This window comes from Methanolobus tindarius DSM 2278 (assembly GCF_000504205.1).
Taxonomy (GTDB): domain Archaea; phylum Halobacteriota; class Methanosarcinia; order Methanosarcinales; family Methanosarcinaceae; genus Methanolobus; species Methanolobus tindarius.
Window position 1 is genome coordinate 105589 of the sequence record NZ_AZAJ01000001.1, and the last position, 17109, is coordinate 122697.

Annotated in this window: 16 protein-coding genes; 8 read left to right on the forward strand and 8 right to left on the reverse strand. The window is 39.6% G+C overall.

Annotation, left to right across the window (positions count from 1 at the left end; translation table 11 throughout):
* Window positions 1-307: 307 nt before the first annotated feature.
* Window positions 308-796, forward strand: coding sequence for a metallophosphoesterase (locus METTI_RS00460; RefSeq protein WP_023843832.1), 489 nt, complete (start codon window positions 308-310; stop codon window positions 794-796).
* A 62-nt stretch (window positions 797-858) separates the two neighbouring features.
* On the opposite strand, the gene METTI_RS00465 is transcribed toward METTI_RS00460, so the two are convergent.
* From METTI_RS00465 to METTI_RS00485, 5 genes are all read right to left on the reverse strand, one after another.
* Complete coding sequence (locus tag METTI_RS00465) at window positions 859-1236, reverse strand: putative zinc-binding protein (protein ID WP_023843833.1); 378 nt, start codon at window positions 1234-1236, stop codon at window positions 859-861.
* Window positions 1237-1253: 17 nt separating this feature from the next.
* Complete coding sequence (locus tag METTI_RS00470) at window positions 1254-1487, reverse strand: thioredoxin family protein (RefSeq protein ID WP_023843834.1); 234 nt, start codon at window positions 1485-1487, stop codon at window positions 1254-1256.
* A gap of 49 nt (window positions 1488-1536) precedes the next feature.
* Complete coding sequence (locus tag METTI_RS00475; protein WP_023843835.1) at window positions 1537-1719, reverse strand: 4Fe-4S binding protein; 183 nt, start codon at window positions 1717-1719, stop codon at window positions 1537-1539.
* 41 nt (window positions 1720-1760) lie between these two features.
* Window positions 1761-2450: a metallophosphoesterase family protein gene (locus tag METTI_RS00480; protein WP_023843836.1), complete on the reverse strand. Its 690-nt coding sequence runs from the start codon at window positions 2448-2450 to the stop codon at window positions 1761-1763.
* A 73-nt stretch (window positions 2451-2523) separates the two neighbouring features.
* Complete coding sequence (locus METTI_RS00485) at window positions 2524-3561, reverse strand: permease (RefSeq protein WP_023843837.1); 1038 nt, start codon at window positions 3559-3561, stop codon at window positions 2524-2526.
* A gap of 141 nt (window positions 3562-3702) precedes the next feature.
* Between METTI_RS00485 and METTI_RS00490 the strand changes: the two genes are divergently transcribed.
* The 3 genes from METTI_RS00490 to METTI_RS00495 all read left to right on the forward strand — a co-directional run bounded on the left by METTI_RS00490 (window position 3703) and on the right by METTI_RS00495 (window position 6907).
* Window positions 3703-4569, forward strand: coding sequence for a class I SAM-dependent methyltransferase (locus tag METTI_RS00490; protein WP_023843838.1), 867 nt, complete (start codon window positions 3703-3705; stop codon window positions 4567-4569).
* Window positions 4570-5195: 626 nt separating this feature from the next.
* Window positions 5196-5315, forward strand: a complete 120-nt coding sequence (locus METTI_RS16245) for a symporter small accessory protein (RefSeq protein ID WP_023843839.1) — start codon at window positions 5196-5198, stop codon at window positions 5313-5315.
* Entirely contained in the window at window positions 5315-6907 is a 1593-nt protein-coding gene (locus tag METTI_RS00495; RefSeq protein ID WP_023843840.1) for a sodium:solute symporter family protein, read from the forward strand. Before METTI_RS16245 ends, METTI_RS00495 begins: the two co-directional genes overlap by 1 nt.
* 141 nt (window positions 6908-7048) lie before the next feature.
* Here METTI_RS00495 and METTI_RS00500 read toward each other — a convergent pair whose 3' ends face one another.
* Window positions 7049-10051 carry a PGF-pre-PGF domain-containing protein gene (locus METTI_RS00500; protein ID WP_023843841.1) on the reverse strand — a complete coding sequence of 1001 codons (3003 nt, stop codon included), beginning with the start codon at window positions 10049-10051 and terminating at the stop codon, window positions 7049-7051.
* Window positions 10052-10403: 352 nt separating this feature from the next.
* Between METTI_RS00500 and METTI_RS00505 the strand changes: the two genes are divergently transcribed.
* The 3 genes from METTI_RS00505 (at window position 10404) to METTI_RS00510 (ending at window position 13288) form a co-directional block, all read left to right on the forward strand.
* Entirely contained in the window at window positions 10404-10907 is a 504-nt protein-coding gene (locus METTI_RS00505) for an AraC family transcriptional regulator (RefSeq protein WP_245596048.1), read from the forward strand.
* A 669-nt stretch (window positions 10908-11576) separates the two neighbouring features.
* Window positions 11577-11702, forward strand: a complete 126-nt coding sequence (locus METTI_RS16140) for a symporter small accessory protein (RefSeq protein WP_023843842.1) — start codon at window positions 11577-11579, stop codon at window positions 11700-11702.
* Complete coding sequence (locus METTI_RS00510; RefSeq protein ID WP_023843843.1) at window positions 11702-13288, forward strand: sodium:solute symporter family protein; 1587 nt, start codon at window positions 11702-11704, stop codon at window positions 13286-13288. The genes METTI_RS16140 and METTI_RS00510 overlap by 1 nt, the downstream gene beginning before the upstream one ends.
* Window positions 13289-13371: 83 nt before the next feature.
* On the opposite strand, the gene METTI_RS14865 is transcribed toward METTI_RS00510, so the two are convergent.
* Both METTI_RS14865 and METTI_RS00520 read right to left on the reverse strand, forming a co-directional pair.
* The gene (locus tag METTI_RS14865; RefSeq protein ID WP_023843844.1) at window positions 13372-14649 is read right to left on the reverse strand and encodes an ATP-binding protein; all 1278 of its coding nucleotides are present in this window, start codon (window positions 14647-14649) and stop codon (window positions 13372-13374) included.
* Window positions 14650-15063: 414 nt separating this feature from the next.
* A complete protein-coding gene (locus METTI_RS00520; RefSeq protein WP_023843845.1) occupies window positions 15064-15759 on the reverse strand; it encodes a metal-dependent hydrolase in 696 nt (231 codons plus the stop codon).
* A gap of 140 nt (window positions 15760-15899) precedes the next feature.
* Between METTI_RS00520 and METTI_RS00525 the strand changes: the two genes are divergently transcribed.
* Complete coding sequence (locus METTI_RS00525; RefSeq protein ID WP_023843846.1) at window positions 15900-17084, forward strand: DUF2117 family protein; 1185 nt, start codon at window positions 15900-15902, stop codon at window positions 17082-17084.
* The last annotated feature ends 25 nt before the right edge of the window (window positions 17085-17109 follow it).

Below are 17109 nucleotides of genomic sequence, written 5' to 3' on the forward strand. Positions count from 1 at the left end.
ATTATATAAAAAATTAGAATTAAACAATGTGCTTTCTTTAAGCTGATATGATAATTACACCCAAAAATCAATCTCACAGAATGTTATCAGGAAAGGTCTAGATAAATGTAATAGTCCTATAATATTATTAGAACAAAATTAACTACTTTAATAAAACTTCTGGAAAGATTTTAATAATTCATGGTTATTAAGATTTCTGGATCTATACAGTTGCTTACTTTTACTGTTCTTGACCGGATCATCTGAAAAAGAATAAATCCTCTGCAAACTATTCTAATTAGAGGTAAATGGGAGGAGAGATTAACCAATGATTGGAATTATGAGTGATTCACATGACAATATGGATGCTATCAAAGATGCTGTGGAATTATTCAATAAGAAGAAAGTAAGAACCGTTCTGCATGCAGGTGATATAATATCACCTTTTACTGCATCTGCTTTCAGCAAACTTGAGGCAGACCTGTACTTTGTATTTGGGAATAATGACGGTGACAGGTTACTCCTAAAACAGAAATTTGATGAAATTGGTGCGGAATGCTGTGGCGATTTTGGTGATCTTGAGATCGAAGGAATGCGTATCGCACTTATTCACGGAATATATGAAGCACCTGTTGATTCTCTTGCAGAATCCGGGGATTTCGATGTGGTTGTAAGAGGGCACACCCACCACGCCGGTGTTACTGAAATTAATGACACGCTTCTGATTAACCCTGGTGAAACAGCCGGAGTACTCACTGGCAAACGTACCGTTGCACTGCTGGATCCTGAACTTGGTGTTGAGATTGTGGAAATCTAAAAAATAATTTGGAAACAAATTCAGGTTAACAAAAACTAAACCTATTTGAAAAATATAGAGTCTCAGAGAAGTTCTGAGACTTTTGCAAGTACATCCTGAACCTGCTGCGGGTCAAGATCAAGATCCTTGTTCTTTTTAATATCAAGTTGTTCTGAAAGCAGAATGTGTCTGTCTATTTCGATACCTGCTTCTTCCATTGTTGCTTTAGCACAATTTACAGGGCAACCATCGATGACAATGATACGCTCACAGCCTTCTGCGGATTTGAGCAGACCTGTCTTTTTTCCACCAATGCCAACAGTACACATCATTGTACCTGTACCCTGCTTGTGCAATTCCACAGCAACTGCATTGCTTAGCTGGCCAACATTGGAAGCACCTGCACATGGAAAAATTCCTACATGATCAGAACCACATGAACATTTTACGCCTTCAGACATGTGAAAACCTCATCACCTTAGTTTTTGATCCATTCAAGGACTTCGTCGACTTTTGGTACTCTGCCAACGATCTTAACTTCACCGTCAACTACAACAGCAGGAGTTATGAGAACACCGTATGCAATAATATCATCCATATTCTCAACTTTAACTATCTCCGCATCAACGCCAGCCTGTGCAACTGCTTCTTCAACAAACTTCTTTGTCTTGTTACATTTTGCACAACCTGAACCCAGAATTTCTATTTTCATACTTTTATCTCCTTTATTGAATTTCAAATTTTAACATTTTTCCAGTTACTTAAGGGAATACTTTTATAGCGTCAAAATCACAGGCTGCAACGCAATCCAGGCAATATTTACATGACTTCATCCTTGCCGGGAAACAGATTCCATCTTTAAGCTCAAGAATATTGTTCTGGCATGCATCCACGCATGAACCACAGCCTGTACATTTTTTATCGTAAACTGCAACAAATACCATTAGAATACATCCTGTCCTTTAATGAAACTTGTAATGAAATGTCAGTACCCTCTCTTTAATATAGCTATCAATTCCTCAGGGTGAGGCATTGATTCTTTAATTTTCCGGCATGTTTTGTCAATATCATAATCAAGTCTGATTAACTCAGCTTCACCTGAAACTGTGTCAAAAACCGCACAACTGGCTTTACAGTTTTCATCTCTTGGCTGGCCTACTGAACCAGGATTTACTATCAGCATATCTTTAAATTTCCTGACAAACGGCTGATGTGAATGTCCTATGAAAAGAACATCTGTCTCAATTCCACATATCATTTCTTCAAATTCATCATCAGGAGTTTGCGGTCTCATGTACTCATAATTAGACCTCGGGCTTCCGTGTGTGAAATACAGTTTTAATCCATCAATTTCCTTCTGAATGCTGAATGGAAGATGACGTAAAAAATCCATCTGTTTTTCAGATGTCACTTCCCATGTGTAATCACGGGTTGCAACTGAAAGATGTTTATACTTGTATCCACAGCCACATTCTATACGTGAACCTACGGCAGCATCATGGTTTCCAAGAACTGATTCAATTTTGTTCTCCATGATAAAATCAATACATTCTGATGGTGATGGACCGTAGTCTGCCAGATCACCAAGACAGACCACCATGTCATGAGAAACTGACATTGCAGCATCAAGAGCTTCCTTGTTTCCGTGGATGTCGGATATCAATAATATTCTCATCTTAGCACCGGGTCTTTTAGACTTAATCTTTTAGAGTTTTTAATTTCAGTTTTGAACATCTGGAATTGCCTGCTTATAGAATATACATTCCAAACACATATCCTGCCACTGCTGCTACCACGACAACAAGACCTATGTATGTCATTCCTTTCTGGAATCCCATTATCCTGTTTATTACTATCATATTCGGAAGACTCAATGCAGGACCTGCAAGCAGCATTGATAGAGCCGGACCTTTTCCCATTCCAAGAATGGTAAGTGCACTTATGATAGGGACTTCCGTCAGTGTTGAGAAGTACATAAGAGCGGCAGCAACTGAAGCAATGATATAGGAAGTTACATTGCTGCCACCAACGTATTCCACAACGTATTCTGCCGGAAGAAGCTCAACAATGATACCTGCAAAGAAGACACCGATAAGCAGAAGCGGTGTGATTTGTTTTACAAGGAACCAGGTTTCTCCCATCCAGCTTTCAAGTTCATCCCTGTCAAACCATTTAAGGGATACATATACTGTGATAAGTATCAGTGGAATTTCCACAGCAAGCATTGGATACCAGCTTGTGAGAATCTCAGGAGTTACAAGGATTGCAAGCAGCAAAAGGAAAAGCCATACAGTGTGAGCGTGCTTTTCATCACCGAATGTCTTTATTCCTTTTTTCTCAACATCCTTTCTTTCATACACAAAGGACATTACAAGGCCGATGAATATTGATAGCAGGATTGCAATGACAGCTCGTGCAACACCAAGATCATATCCGAGAATCTTAGCAGTATAAACAATGGCCAGTACATTAATAGCCGGGGCTGAGAACAGGAACGTAGTTGCTGGGCCGATCCCAGCGCCTCTCTTATAGATTCCTGCAAAAAGCGGCAGGACCGTGCAGCTACACACTGCGAGGAGACAACCGGAAACGGCGGCAACCGAATAGGAAACATATTTTGGTGCGTCAGCCCCGAAAAATTTCAGTACGGACTCTTTCGAGAAGAGTGAAGCTATTGCCCCTGCCAGGAAAAAGGCAGGAATAAGGCAAAGAAGTACGTGCAATGCAAGGTACTCCCTGACCGATGCAATGCCAATGTAAGCCAGGTCTATGATGTAAGATGTCATTATTTCAAAATATGTTGAAATGCTATTTATAGGTTATGGTTTCAAATGATTTTGAAATACATTGAATAAAAACTACTTGCTATAATAGTAAGAACCCGGTAACCACTAAAGGTATATCTTAAAAATGCAAATGTGTGCAGTATGTCACTGAAAGCCATTGGAAAAGTATCAAATTTTGCAGATGAAAAAACAATGCAGCTCCTTGCTCTCTGGAAAGAGAGTGTAAGCATTGTTGAGCTTGAGGACACAGATGCAGAAAGTCTGGTTTATGAAGAATACACGCATTACATAGTTGTCCATGCCCCTCTTGATATGAAATTCCCGGAAAAGAGGGATGAATGGAACAAAAGGTTCTGCAAAACGGCAGGCGTGTCTGTTGTTGAACTTATAAAAATCAATGGCAAGCAGATTTATTTCAAAGGGCTTTTTGCAGCTAACCATGCTCCGGTTTATGGTATTGTCCCTTACACATCATTTGACAAACAGGATGCCGACTTTCCGGAAGCAGGCATGGAACTATTGAAGAAACAGACCATGGAAGTTGCACTTCCGGAAGCTAATGGTAAAACCATACTTGATGTAGGATGTGGAGTTGGCAGCCTGACCTTACAGATGGCAAGGATGAATACTGATTCACAGGTAATGGGAATTGATCTTCTGGAAAAAACCATGGAGCAGTGCCGTCTGAACGCTTTTGCATATGATATTAAAAATGCGGCATTCAAGGCTGAAAGCGTTTATGAGCTTCCTTTTGATGATGAAAGCTACGAAACCGTGACATGCTTCTTTATGTTACATCACCTTGATGATATTCCAAAGGCACTCTCTGAGGTAAAGAGAGTAGTTTCAAAGAACGGTACGGTACTGGCAGTTGAGCCTCTGGACCATCATCATGGAACTGAAAGAGGTATTCAGGACTGGGTAGACCACTTTGAAAAAGCAGGTTTCTCAGTTGAGACGCAACAGATAAGCAGGGCGGTTTTTGTAAAGGCAAAAGTCAACTGCTGATGACTTATTAATTGCAAACAATGAATTAAAAGAACAAGTATTGTTGACCACAAAATGGATGTGGATGGTGCTGGAAAGTGTGGCCAACAATAATTGAAGCAGGATTTTAATGGTTTGGGGGGGAAGGGTGGTACACAGTTGGTTGTGCCTTAAAATTCCTGCCTCAACTAAGTACCGTTGAGAAGGCATCATATTTAAGCATATTCTATTTTTGCGAAGTTAATAGTGCCTACTGCTCACGAAATAAACTCAAAACAACTTATAAATGGTTTATTTTATGCAGTTAATCGTAGAGGGATTACTTAGCTATAAACCCTTTTTTGGTAGAGATTTATCTATCAAAATTATTTGATTAGCAATTATAAGGAGGAGCGGGCTTATATAGCCCGCAGAAAAAAGACGTGCAATGTCCCCTTTTTAGAGGAAGTGCCTGACATGATTTTGTCATTGCACCGTTTTAGGCCAGTGTTACAAACACTACTTGTTTTTAACACTAAAATATAGTGTGACTCTTTTTTATTTAAAATTTATGCCATTACAGATATTTTTAATTCCTCAATTATATCGAAAAGTTAAAGTATGTTTCATGGTAACAGTTGACATTATTACTATTGGAGTTGCTAATTATGCTGGGAATAACAGACCCACAAATATGGATTGCATATATCTTATGCTTTGTAAGTGCCATCGGATGCATCATCTATGGACTTATACACTGGAACGATGACGACGGGGAGGAAGACTGATGGCTGTCAGTACTCCTATTCTCGGACTGGCCGTACTAGCCTACATGATGGTGGTTTTCTACCTGGGCTGGGTCGGTTACAAACAAACAAAAGACAATGATGACTACATGCTTGCAGGAAGGAAAGTGAATCCTTTCGTACTCGCATTCTCCTATGGTGCTGCATTTATCAGTACATCAGCCATCATAGGATTCGGAGGTTATGCCGGAGCATTTGGTCTTGGAATACTGTGGCTGGTTTTCATGAACATTTTCGTGGGAATCTTTATCGCCTTTGTAGTATTCGGATCAAGAACCAGACGTATGGGTGTAAACCTCAAGGCTGTCACCTTCCCTGAACTTATTGGAAGAAGGTTCCAGTCAAGATTCATCCAGGGATTTTCAGGTGCACTCATCACCATATTCATGCCACTGTATGCAGGCAGTGTGCTGATTGGTGGTGCACGTTTCATGGAAACCGCCCTGAACATCGATTATAATATCGCGATTTTAATTCTTGCAATAATAGTTGCAGCATATGTAATCACAGGCGGACTAATTGCTGTTATGTACACAGATGCCCTGCAGGGTGCCCTTATGTTTGTAGGAATGGCAATTTTGCTCATAATAACCTATTCCAAACTTGGCGGAGTTACCGAAGCCCACCAGGCACTCACAAATATGGCATATCTAGTACCGGATAACTTTGCAGCTATCGGTCACACCGGCTGGACCACAATGCCGGCATTTGGTTCACCAACATGGTGGACACTTGTATCAACAATTATACTTGGTGTCGGTATCGGTGTACTTGCACAGCCACAGCTTGCTGTGAGGTTTATGACCGTAAAGAACACACGTTCCCTGAAAAGAGCTGTTCTTTCAGGCGGTCCTTTCATCTTCATGATGGCAGGTGTCGCATATATTGTCGGTGCACTTTCAAATGTTTACTTCTTCAACACCCAGGGAATGATCTCCCTTGAGGTTGCAGGTGGAAACATCGATAAAATCATGCCTGAATATATTAACAGTGCAATGCCTGATTACTTTGTAGTGTTCTTCCTGCTGACCCTTCTGGCAGCAGCAATGTCAACACTGAGTTCACAATTCCATGCAATGGGAACCGCATTTGGCCATGATTTCTACCGGCAGGGAATTATGAATGGAAAAATTGGGAAAACTATCACTGTAACCAGAGTCGGTATCGCTGTGACGATTTTCATCAGTGTCATTCTTGCATACATTCTCCCACCGGGAATTATTGCAAGAGCAACAGCAATATTCTTCGGACTCTGTGCAGCAGCATTCCTCCCCATGTACTCCGGAGCTATCTTCTGGAAACGCATGACCCGGCAGGGAGCAACTGCAAGCCTTATTATAGGTACTTTTGCAAGTCTTTTCTGGCTGACATTTATTCATGCCAAGGAAGCAACTGCACTTGGAATCTGCCAGGCTATTTTTGGACAGGCAACACTTCTTACGGGAACATGGACTCTTGTGGACCCGATACTTGTTGCTACACCACTGTCATTTTTGGTTGCAATTGTCGTGAGTCTGATGACAGAACCTATGGCAAAAGAGCATGTTGAAAAATGCTTTAAGCAAAATGAATAAGATAATTTCCTAAACTGGTCAGTCAGCAGATTTTGCTGATTGATAATTTTTTATTGATTACAGGTTATCGTAATCTTTTGTATTGGAGAAAAGAACAGTAAATAATAAAAAAACGAGGACTTTTAAAGTCCTCCTTCAATCTTATTTCCTTCTCATCAGAACTACAAGTGAAACGAACACAATTCCTGCAATTGCAGTGAATCCAGGAGTATTGGCTGTTTTTCCTCCTTCTGCAGGTTCTGCTATGTCACCATTAGCTGATTCTGATGCAGCAATCTGTTCAGATGCTTCGCCAATCTCATCACCTACGACTTCAAAGATTGAGAATCCCGGAGTTGCAGAGTAGAAGTAGATATACTCGTCATCTTCACTTTCCTGATATGTTGGAAGATCATTCCACTTCTCATCATGATATCTTGTCATGCGTATTGTGGAAACATCAATGTTGTTCTCTTCTATCCACTGTTTGCTTACTTTAAAGTGAATCTGGATATTATCAGCAGAATCCGAAGATATCGTTCCTTCACTTCCAACATCAATACTCACCTTCTGATAAGACTTACCTGTTGAATCAGGAACTCCTTCCGGTGAAGTGGAGAGTACCTGAACCTTTGCAACAACAAGACCTTTGTCTTTCTTTGCTTCAAAACTTACACCAAGGACAGGAGAATCACTGTCAGAGAAATCATAGTTTACATCCGAATCGCCAGTTACACGCTTTACAGAAGACGCAGAATTAGATACTATTCCCGGATCCTGTCCCTGACTTACAGAGGCACGGACACCATCATCATCTGAACGACTATCAGAACTTGGAATACTTCTGAAAAGTCCGTATGTACTGGTGATCTCATCAATAGAGACCCCATCAAAAACATGATCTTGAAGCCTATAGAAAACTACAGATACATAATTACCTGAAGTACTGAGTGATGCATTTGGAACTTTAACCCATTCATTACCGTTTAGCTCGAACAAAGATATTGATGATTCAACAGAATTGCTCATTCCGGAATCATCATAGTAAATTGTCATATTGGGATCATACATGCTAGCGACATCGATGTAGCCATTTACATTTATCATACCAGCAGGAGCTGAAGAACTTGATTCATTATTTTTCACTGCAACCTCTGATGTTTCAGTCACAAAAGTAAGTTGCATGGAACGTTCAGCCATTTTTAGTTTATCAACTGTATTATCATAGGAATATCTGGAATAGAATGTATAGTCCTCGTTTCCAATTGCAGTATTATCTGCCATAGTCGTGTTGTCTGAACCAGAAAAACTGAAGCCACAGCTATAACGGGAAACATCTGTAAGATCAGGCGAGATAACGGTATCAGAAACTGACAGCATATAAGCCTCAAAGCCACCCGTATTGTAATTAGCGGTATTACCAGTCAGGATATTGTTGTCTGAAGAACTAATATAGAATCCGGTAGGAGATCCACGTATAATACTATCCATAACTTCTACAGGGGAATCTACAGACATTGAAGTCAAGTCCCTACTGTATGTGTTGTTATTGGCAACATTATCTGTCAGAGTATTATTGTTCGATGAAAGTAGATAAACTCCATACTCATCATTGTAATTTGCAATACTGGATGTGAGGGTATTGTTATCTGATGAACTAAAGTAAATACCATCTTCGTAGTTGTTACTTGCTACATTGCCTGTTACTATATTGTCATTTGAATTATCAAGAATAATACCATAGTAATTGGCAGTTGCAATATTGTTTGTTACTTTACTGTTATTTGAATAGCCAAGGTAAATACCAGCCATCTGTGAACTGGTTGCACCAGTTACATTGAAACCATCTATTGTTACATTGCTCACAGTTACGTTGAACACATGGTCTGATGAATCACTTGCATTTACAATGGTACTTGCTGATCCTTTCTCAGAGCGAAGTGTAACACTCTTATCAACAACAACATTCTCGTTGTAAGTACCCTCAGTTACAATGATGGTGTCACCGTCAATAGAATTATCTACAGCTGCCTGAATGGTCGTATAATTACAATCAACTCCACTGCCAACATACAAGGTTATTGTTTCAGTTCTACTTACAGTATTCCAGTTCTGGAAATACGGAAGACTGGAGCCATCATCTATTCTCCATATAAAACTTGAATTATCTTCCGTTGTGATAATGTCATCACTTGCATTCCAATTCAGACCGGAACTTCCTGAAACGAATGCGAAACTTGTGAAGTTGTCATAGGAAGTAGAAGTACCATTACCTGTAGTCGGAGTGCCGGAATAATAACTGTTGGTCACAGTACCACTATCCGTTCCCATAAGACCACCAACATCACCACTGCTAGTAGTAGCAGTACCTGTGGCAAAACTATTTGTTACTACACCAGTGCTATAACCTACAAGACCTCCAATTGATCCAGCACCATTAACATTACCAGTAGCATAACCATTGTTAACAGTGCCAGCATTATTATAGCCGACAAGACCGCCAACATTGCTACCAGAACCAGTAACATTACCGATGGCATAACTATTGTTCATAATACCAGAATTATAGCCAGCAAGACCACCGACATAGCTACCAGAACCAGTAACATTACCAGCTGCATAGCTATTAATCACAGTGCCAGAACCAAAAGCATATCCAATAAGACCACCGACATAGCTCACACCAGTGACATTACCAGTAGCAGAACTATTAACCACATTACCGGAATTGATTCCCACCAGAATACCTACATAATGTGTTGTTGAAAAAACACCATCAGGACTCGTCTCCACTCCAAGGTCATGGATGTTAGCGCTGGAACCAGTCTGTCCAAAAAATCCAGCAGAAGTAGCAGTATAATAGATAGTAAGATTCTTTATTGCAAACCCACTTCCATTGAAGTCACCTGTAAACGGAGTAGCGTAGTCAATGCCAATAGGAGTATGATTACCTACTAGAGTGATATCATTTGTTAGTGTGAAGTTCATTCCCCAATCATCAGAACTTACTGACAGGTTGTCAATGTCACTGTCAGATGAAAGTTGATATGGGTTGTCTACTGTACCGCTACCGCCTGAGTAGGTGGCAGCCGAAGCTATTCCTGTGCATAAAAATATTATGCAGATAAATGATGTTATGATAATACTGTTCTTATCTAATGTCATTATGAGTCACACCCTACATGACCCTTCCAACCCTTCAATAAAAATAATAAATATAATTATTGATGAATTAATATAAGATGTTATAAATAGCTATTGGGACTGTTGTGCTAGTGTTTAGCATGGAAAGTAGGACTTTGTATTGCTTAAAATAATGTATGAAACAATTTATAAAAATAAAATGAAGAGGGCTTATTGCTCTCCTTGCTACTTTATTCTCTTCTAATCAGGAACGCAAGTGAAACAAATACGATTCCTGCAAGGGCATTGAATTAAGGATCACCATTACTTTCACCCTGCAAACCATGAACATTTATACTACGCTTTACAGAAAGAAATCTGACAATATGGATTGGTGATAAGTTTGGAAATCTTAAAGGAACCAGCTATAACAGATTTAGAAGAACGTACAGTTGCTTATGTATCGTTTATGGGGAACTACCTTGGAAATGCCGAAGTGTTTGCAGGCTTATTTGCTAAACTCTTCAAATGGGCTGCTCCTAAACAGGAACAACTTGTGGGACCAGATACCGTAATGCTTTCTGCTTACTATGATGACCCTGAAGTAACTCCACCTGATGAGCTTAAACTGGAAGTCTGCATAAGTATTCCTGAAGAGACAGAAGTTGAGAGAGAAATCAAGAAGAAAAAGCTTCCTGGTGGGAAATATGTTGTTTTAGGCGTGGAACTTACAGGATCAGAAGAATATGGACCAGCATGGGAAGAAGTTGTTAAATGGCTTATGCGCAATGAGCTTGAAATTGACATGTCAAGAGCAAGCTATGAAGTTTACCTGAACTCACCGGAAGAGCATCCGCAAGGTCATCATATTGTGGATATCTGCATGCCGGTCAAGTGAAAAAGCTAATCGAGTCAAGCAATGATCATTTTTACCTGAAGAAAACATAGAATAGTGAAGGTTTTACAGCCCTTCATATTTTTCATTTTCATAAATTAGAAGAAAGATCCGGCATAATTAATCAGGACTAGGCGACTCATTTCAGAAATTAAATGAACATCATATTCCAGAATTGAGTACATATAGTATATATTCATGTACATTATTTGGTATAAAATTGCAGACTTTTTTTATATTGGTTCATATATCGTATAAATTGCAATCAACTACACGGATGAAAGAAAGTAGTTGAATAAATCATCACTAAAAGACACTTTCTCGTTGAGAAATAATGATATGAAGTATACATTTCCCACAGAGAAACAGTGGCCTGATCATGTTAATATAGATGCTGGCACCAGATTCCCTCTCTAAAAACCATCATACAACCCTCTCAAACAAATTATGGTTTGCTTTCAACACGCCAGCATTTATATCTTTTATATGGACTTTGCAATAGAAGTAAGCATATAAATTTACAATGAGTTAAAATATCCTTCCATTCAAACTTTTTTATTCAGCCACAGGCATGCAATTTGATTTACTAACCTTTAAATATAGTGTCATGTTAACAAATGACATGTTAACAACTATCATTATTATTACTACAAAATATATGGAAGGAGAAAAATGCTTGGAATAGATGACCCACAGATATGGCTGGCTTACATACTCTGCTTTATAAGCGCCATCGGCTGCATTATCTATGGAGCCCTTAAATGGAACGATGATTCCGATGACGGAGAGGTGAACTAATGGTACTCAGTACACCGGTTCTCGGAGTAATTATACTAATATACCTCATGGTGATATTTTACCTGGGGTGGCTTGGATACAAGAAGACAAAACAGACTGAAGATTACATGGTAGCCGGAAGGCAGATTCATCCTTATATTCTTGCACTGTCATATGGTGCTACATTTATTAGTACTTCAGCCATCATCGGTTTTGGTGGAGCCGCCGGTGCCCTTGGAATGGGACTTTTATGGCTTGCATTTATGAACATTTTTGTAGGTATCTTTATAGCATTCGTATTATTTGGTTCCAGAACCCGCCGTATGGGACTTAACCTTGGTGCAGTAACATTCCCGGAACTTCTCGGAAGGCGTTTCCAGTCAAGGTTCATCCAGGGATTCTCAGGAGCACTAATAGGTATATTCATGCCGCTTTACGCAGGTATTGTGCTTATCGGAGGAGCAAGATTCCTCGAATCAACCCTCAATATAAATTATGACATTGCAGTCCTTATTCTCACAGTTATCGTAGCAGCTTACGTTATCACCGGCGGACTTATTGCTGTCATGTATACCGATGCCCTTCAGGGAACTCTCATGTTCATTGGAATGGCATTCCTGTTGGTATTCACTTATATTAAAATGGGAGGAGTCACTGCTGCCCACTCTGCACTTACAGCTATGAACGACCTTGTCCCTGAAAGTCTTGCAGCCGGAGGGCATCTCGGATGGACTTCCATGCCGGCATTTGGCTCGCCAATATGGTGGACACTTGTCTCAACACTGGTACTTGGTGTGGGAATTGGTGTGGTAGCACAGCCTCAGCTTGCAGTAAGATTCATGACTGTAAAGAACGACACAGCACTAAACAGGGCTGTACTTGTAGGAGGACCTTTCATCCTCATGATGACCGGAGTAGCTTTCACAGTCGGTGCACTCTCAAACGCATACTTCTATGAGACACTTGGACAGATATCAGTCGTAGTTGCAGGTGGAAATACAGACCTTATCATGCCGGAATTCATCAACAGTGCAATGCCAGGTACTTTTGTGGTTTTGTTCATGCTGACACTTCTGGCCGCAGCGATGTCAACTCTCAGTTCACAGTTCCACACAATGGGAACCTCAATAGGACATGACCTTTACCGTGAATTCATTAAAAAGGGAGAGCTTGGACAGACCATCAACATAACAAGAGCAGCAATTGCATTCACCATCCTTGCAAGTGTCGTACTGGCATACATACTTCCAATTAGTATCATCGCCCGTGCAACTGCAATCTTCTTCGGACTCTGTGCAGCAGCATTCCTGCCAATGTACACAGGCGCTTTGTTCTGGAAACGTATGACAAAAGAAGGGGCAATCGCAAGTCTTCTTGTAGGAACCTTCAGTAGTCTTTTCTGGCTGGCTTTTGTGCACAAATCAGAAGCTGCCCCACTTGGAATCAGTAAAGCCCTTTTTGGTGTTGACACCATACTCACAGGAACCTGGACAGTCGTAGACCCGATACTTGTAGCTACCCCAATTGCATTTATAGTAGCTATTGTTGTCAGTCTTATGACAAAACCAACACCACAGGAACACCTTGATGTCTGCTACAAGAAATAGAAATTAAAGAGTTAACTTAAAATTCGGGCATTAATTGCCCACACCTATTTTTTGTCTGTCATTTTTTAGTCAACTAAACTGATTCATTCAGCCTGATAAAAGACATTGTCTTCCGAAACAATCAAAGGCAGATCAATGTGGAAAGTTGAGCCTTCATTAATTCTGCTCTCAACACGGATATTGCCTTTATGACAATTGATTATCCTCTGGCAGATATTAAGTCCAAGTCCCATACCTGAATACTTTCTTGTCAGGGAACTGTCATTCTGGTAGAATTCCTCAAATATCCGGGGAATATTCTCTTCAGCAATACCGACTCCATTATCCCTGATGCTCAAATACAGGCGGTCTTCTTCCTGTTTTGCAGATATGGATATTGTACTGCCTTGTGGAGAGAATTTTATTGCATTATCCAGAAGATAACTCAATGCATGGAATAGTTTTTTGCTGTCACCATGAATTACAGGCATCTCATCAGGAAATTCCGTATGCAATTGCAGGTTCTTTTCTTTTAGTGCACGTGCAGAATGCACCAGAGTAGTTTCTACAAGATCAGAAAGGTTCAACGGAAGGAAATCATATATGTGCATATCTGAGTGGTCATTTCCCATATATTGCAGAGAATCGACTATCCTTTCAAGTTTGTTAATATTAAGAAGGGATTTATCAAGGGCTTCGGCCTGTTCATTGCAAACCGGTCCCAGGATACCATCATAGAGAAGTTCATTATAGCCTTTAATAATTGACAGGGGTGTTCTCATTTCATGACTGAAAATTGATATAAGTTCTTTTTTCATCTTATCTAAAGAACTTAGTTTATCGCTGTTTGAAGAAAGCTCTTTTTCATATTCGATAAAACGTGCCTCATAATTTTTGAGTTTCAAATTGAGCTTTCCGGCATTTACAAGTAAATCCAGGAATTTGTATGAACGTGATATAAACATCTCCAGGTCTAAATTGGAAAGAACCGGCACATCACAGACAACTCCCTTACAACCTATTTCATGCTCCTGAAGGAAAGGACCAATATAAATCGAGGCAATGTGCCTGTTCTCAAAAACAAATGGAAACATGGCATGCATCAGATCATGGTCACATCGGCATAAATTATAGGTTTTTCTGTTATTTTTAGCATCTGATAAAGCATCTGAGTTCTCTTTTGTATAATGCAGAGCGCCGGACATTGAACATTGAATTGTGTTTTCCCTGTTGCAAGGTACAAATTGACTTCCAGGCAAGAACAGAACAGTGTTGTTAAGTGTATCAAGTACGGTGTAGGATATACTATAATCCTTACAGAACCCATCCATAAGTTCACGTAGTTCTGCTACATTTACAAGGTCCGTAAATCCATAATCCATAGTTACCACTACTCGATAGCTCTCACTGTTACATAAAAAGCAACATTGTTGCATTTTGTTGTCTTAATTACTCGATTCCATATATAATAATAGGAAACATAGTTACATTTCTAAAAAATATATTAATAATGATTGATAAAGACTAATTGAGTCGAATAATAAACGCAAACCCTTAAATAATAGATAATAGTACAGTTTATTCCGAGTACCCATAAATCATGCGGCACATAAATTAAAGAACAAAATATCAACAGAACCTAATTATAGTGGCAAAAGCCGTATGACGAGAACTAGAGGGGATATATGTTATAAATAAATGTAACTCGACTTTTGCCTAATCATCCTTCGACATAATGAAATATAAAGCTATCCGTAGTATATAAATGAATAATTAATTATTTTATAGCGGATACATTATAAAATAATTGGAGAGTCAATTTCCATAATTAATACATCCGCATTGGACACTGTTTTTACAAGACTTGCAAAATACTGTGAATCCTGTAAAATAGCTTCATAGGTATTGTAATGCATTGGTACAACTATTTCCGGACGCAACATCTCCACTGCCAGTGCGGCATCTTCAGGCCCCATGGTATAACGCCCACCTATAGGAAGAAGTGCAATTTCCGGATTGTACAATCTGGATATAAGTGCCATATCGCCAAATAGTCCGGTGTCTCCTGCATGATAGATTGACCTTTCACCTGCTTTTATAACAAAACCTGCGGCTTTGCCACCATCTATCTCCCTTCCGGCTTCATCAATAGAAGAAGAATGCATGGCATTGGTCATTGTAAAACTTATATTCCCAATGACAATTGTCCCACCAATATTCATACCTTCGGTTTTTATATCCTTAGACTTCAGGTACTGGGACAACTCATGTATGCAAACAACTGTGCATCCTGTTCTTTTAGCAATTTGCACAGTATCTCCAAGATGATCCCAGTGTCCGTGAGTAACTGCAATAATATCCGGACAGAGGTCATTCACATTGACCTTTGCCGAAGGATTTCCTGTTATAAATGGATCGATAAGGATCATGATGTCATCCACATCTATCCTGAAACATGAATGTCCAATCCAGGTAAGTACAACATTGTTCATGTAGCAAAAACAGTACAGCGGAATAAGAGTTTATCGACAGGAACAACAATGAATTCAATATTAGATATAGTCTCAGATACTACAATGTGAGCAATAATAGACGTAATAATTAATTTAAGTTGGGAGACTGAATACCTATCATGGAAATAGGCATTGTCGTGCACGGACCCGATGTAGTAGATTCCGGAATGGCTGCAAAACTTATTAGCAGGATAAAGAAGCTTGGAGACATTTCTGTTGTTATGGCAGGAACCATCGGGAAAACTGCAGTTCTTGATGCACACCTTGAGAACATAATAGATATAAGTAAAAGTCTCAAACCCAGCAGGTGCATAGAAGAATTCTTCCTGACAAAGGATCTGGTCATACTACTAAACCATGGCAAGACAACTGAGAATGGTCTTCTTTTTGCAAATATTGTCATTTCAAGAATTAAAGACAGAAATGTAAAGCCACTCATCCAGATTGAACGTCCTGGTTTGGCAGATGGCAAAGTGGTTCCCTGGAACTTTAAATCCACGGATGAAGCTGAAAGGTTTTCTAAAATGTTTGGCATGGAACTTGAAGACGTCCCTAAACTTGTCACACCAATCAGTATAGAAGACCACGGACATCGAATCATAAGAAACGTGTACGGCGTCCACGTAGGTGAAAAGATCATGGTCAACGGAATAATCGTAGGATTTGCAGAGTCCGAATATATCCGTATCATCAGTGAGAATGGCTTTATCCGCGAAATTGAAGGTGCCAGAATAAAGGAACATGGCCTTGAAAAACTTCATGGTTACAATAACAGAATTCCAATAGACTTACGTACATGCTGGGTCAAGAGCGGACCTCTAAGAAGTGGTAAGTTCTCTGTTCGCAGGAGAGAAAAAACTCCGGAAAAATCACACGAAGCTTCCGAAAAAATTGTACATTTCCTACCCAGCACCAATAAAAGAAACCAGCGCTTAAGAAAGATAAAAGCCGTTATCATCGACCATGAGGCAGAAAGGACATTTGAACTAATAGGTGATGCAGATATTGCAGTAACTATAGGTGATGATACAACAGACATTGCTGCTGACATTCTCTACAGACTAAGGATTCCGATTATAGGAATTACAGATGGGGATATTGACGGATTCTCACACATGAAGCATATATATCCCGGTTCCGTAGTGATACGCCTTGAACCAGGAAACGATGACATTATAGGGAAAAAGATTCGAGAGACTATTTTCAATGGGAAGCCTGTTGCTGAATTCGACTCGATAATATTATTAAAGAACAATATATTCACATTGTCGAATAAATTAATCATATTTAGAAAAGATTATTAATTATTATCTGCTTTAATTTTGCGCA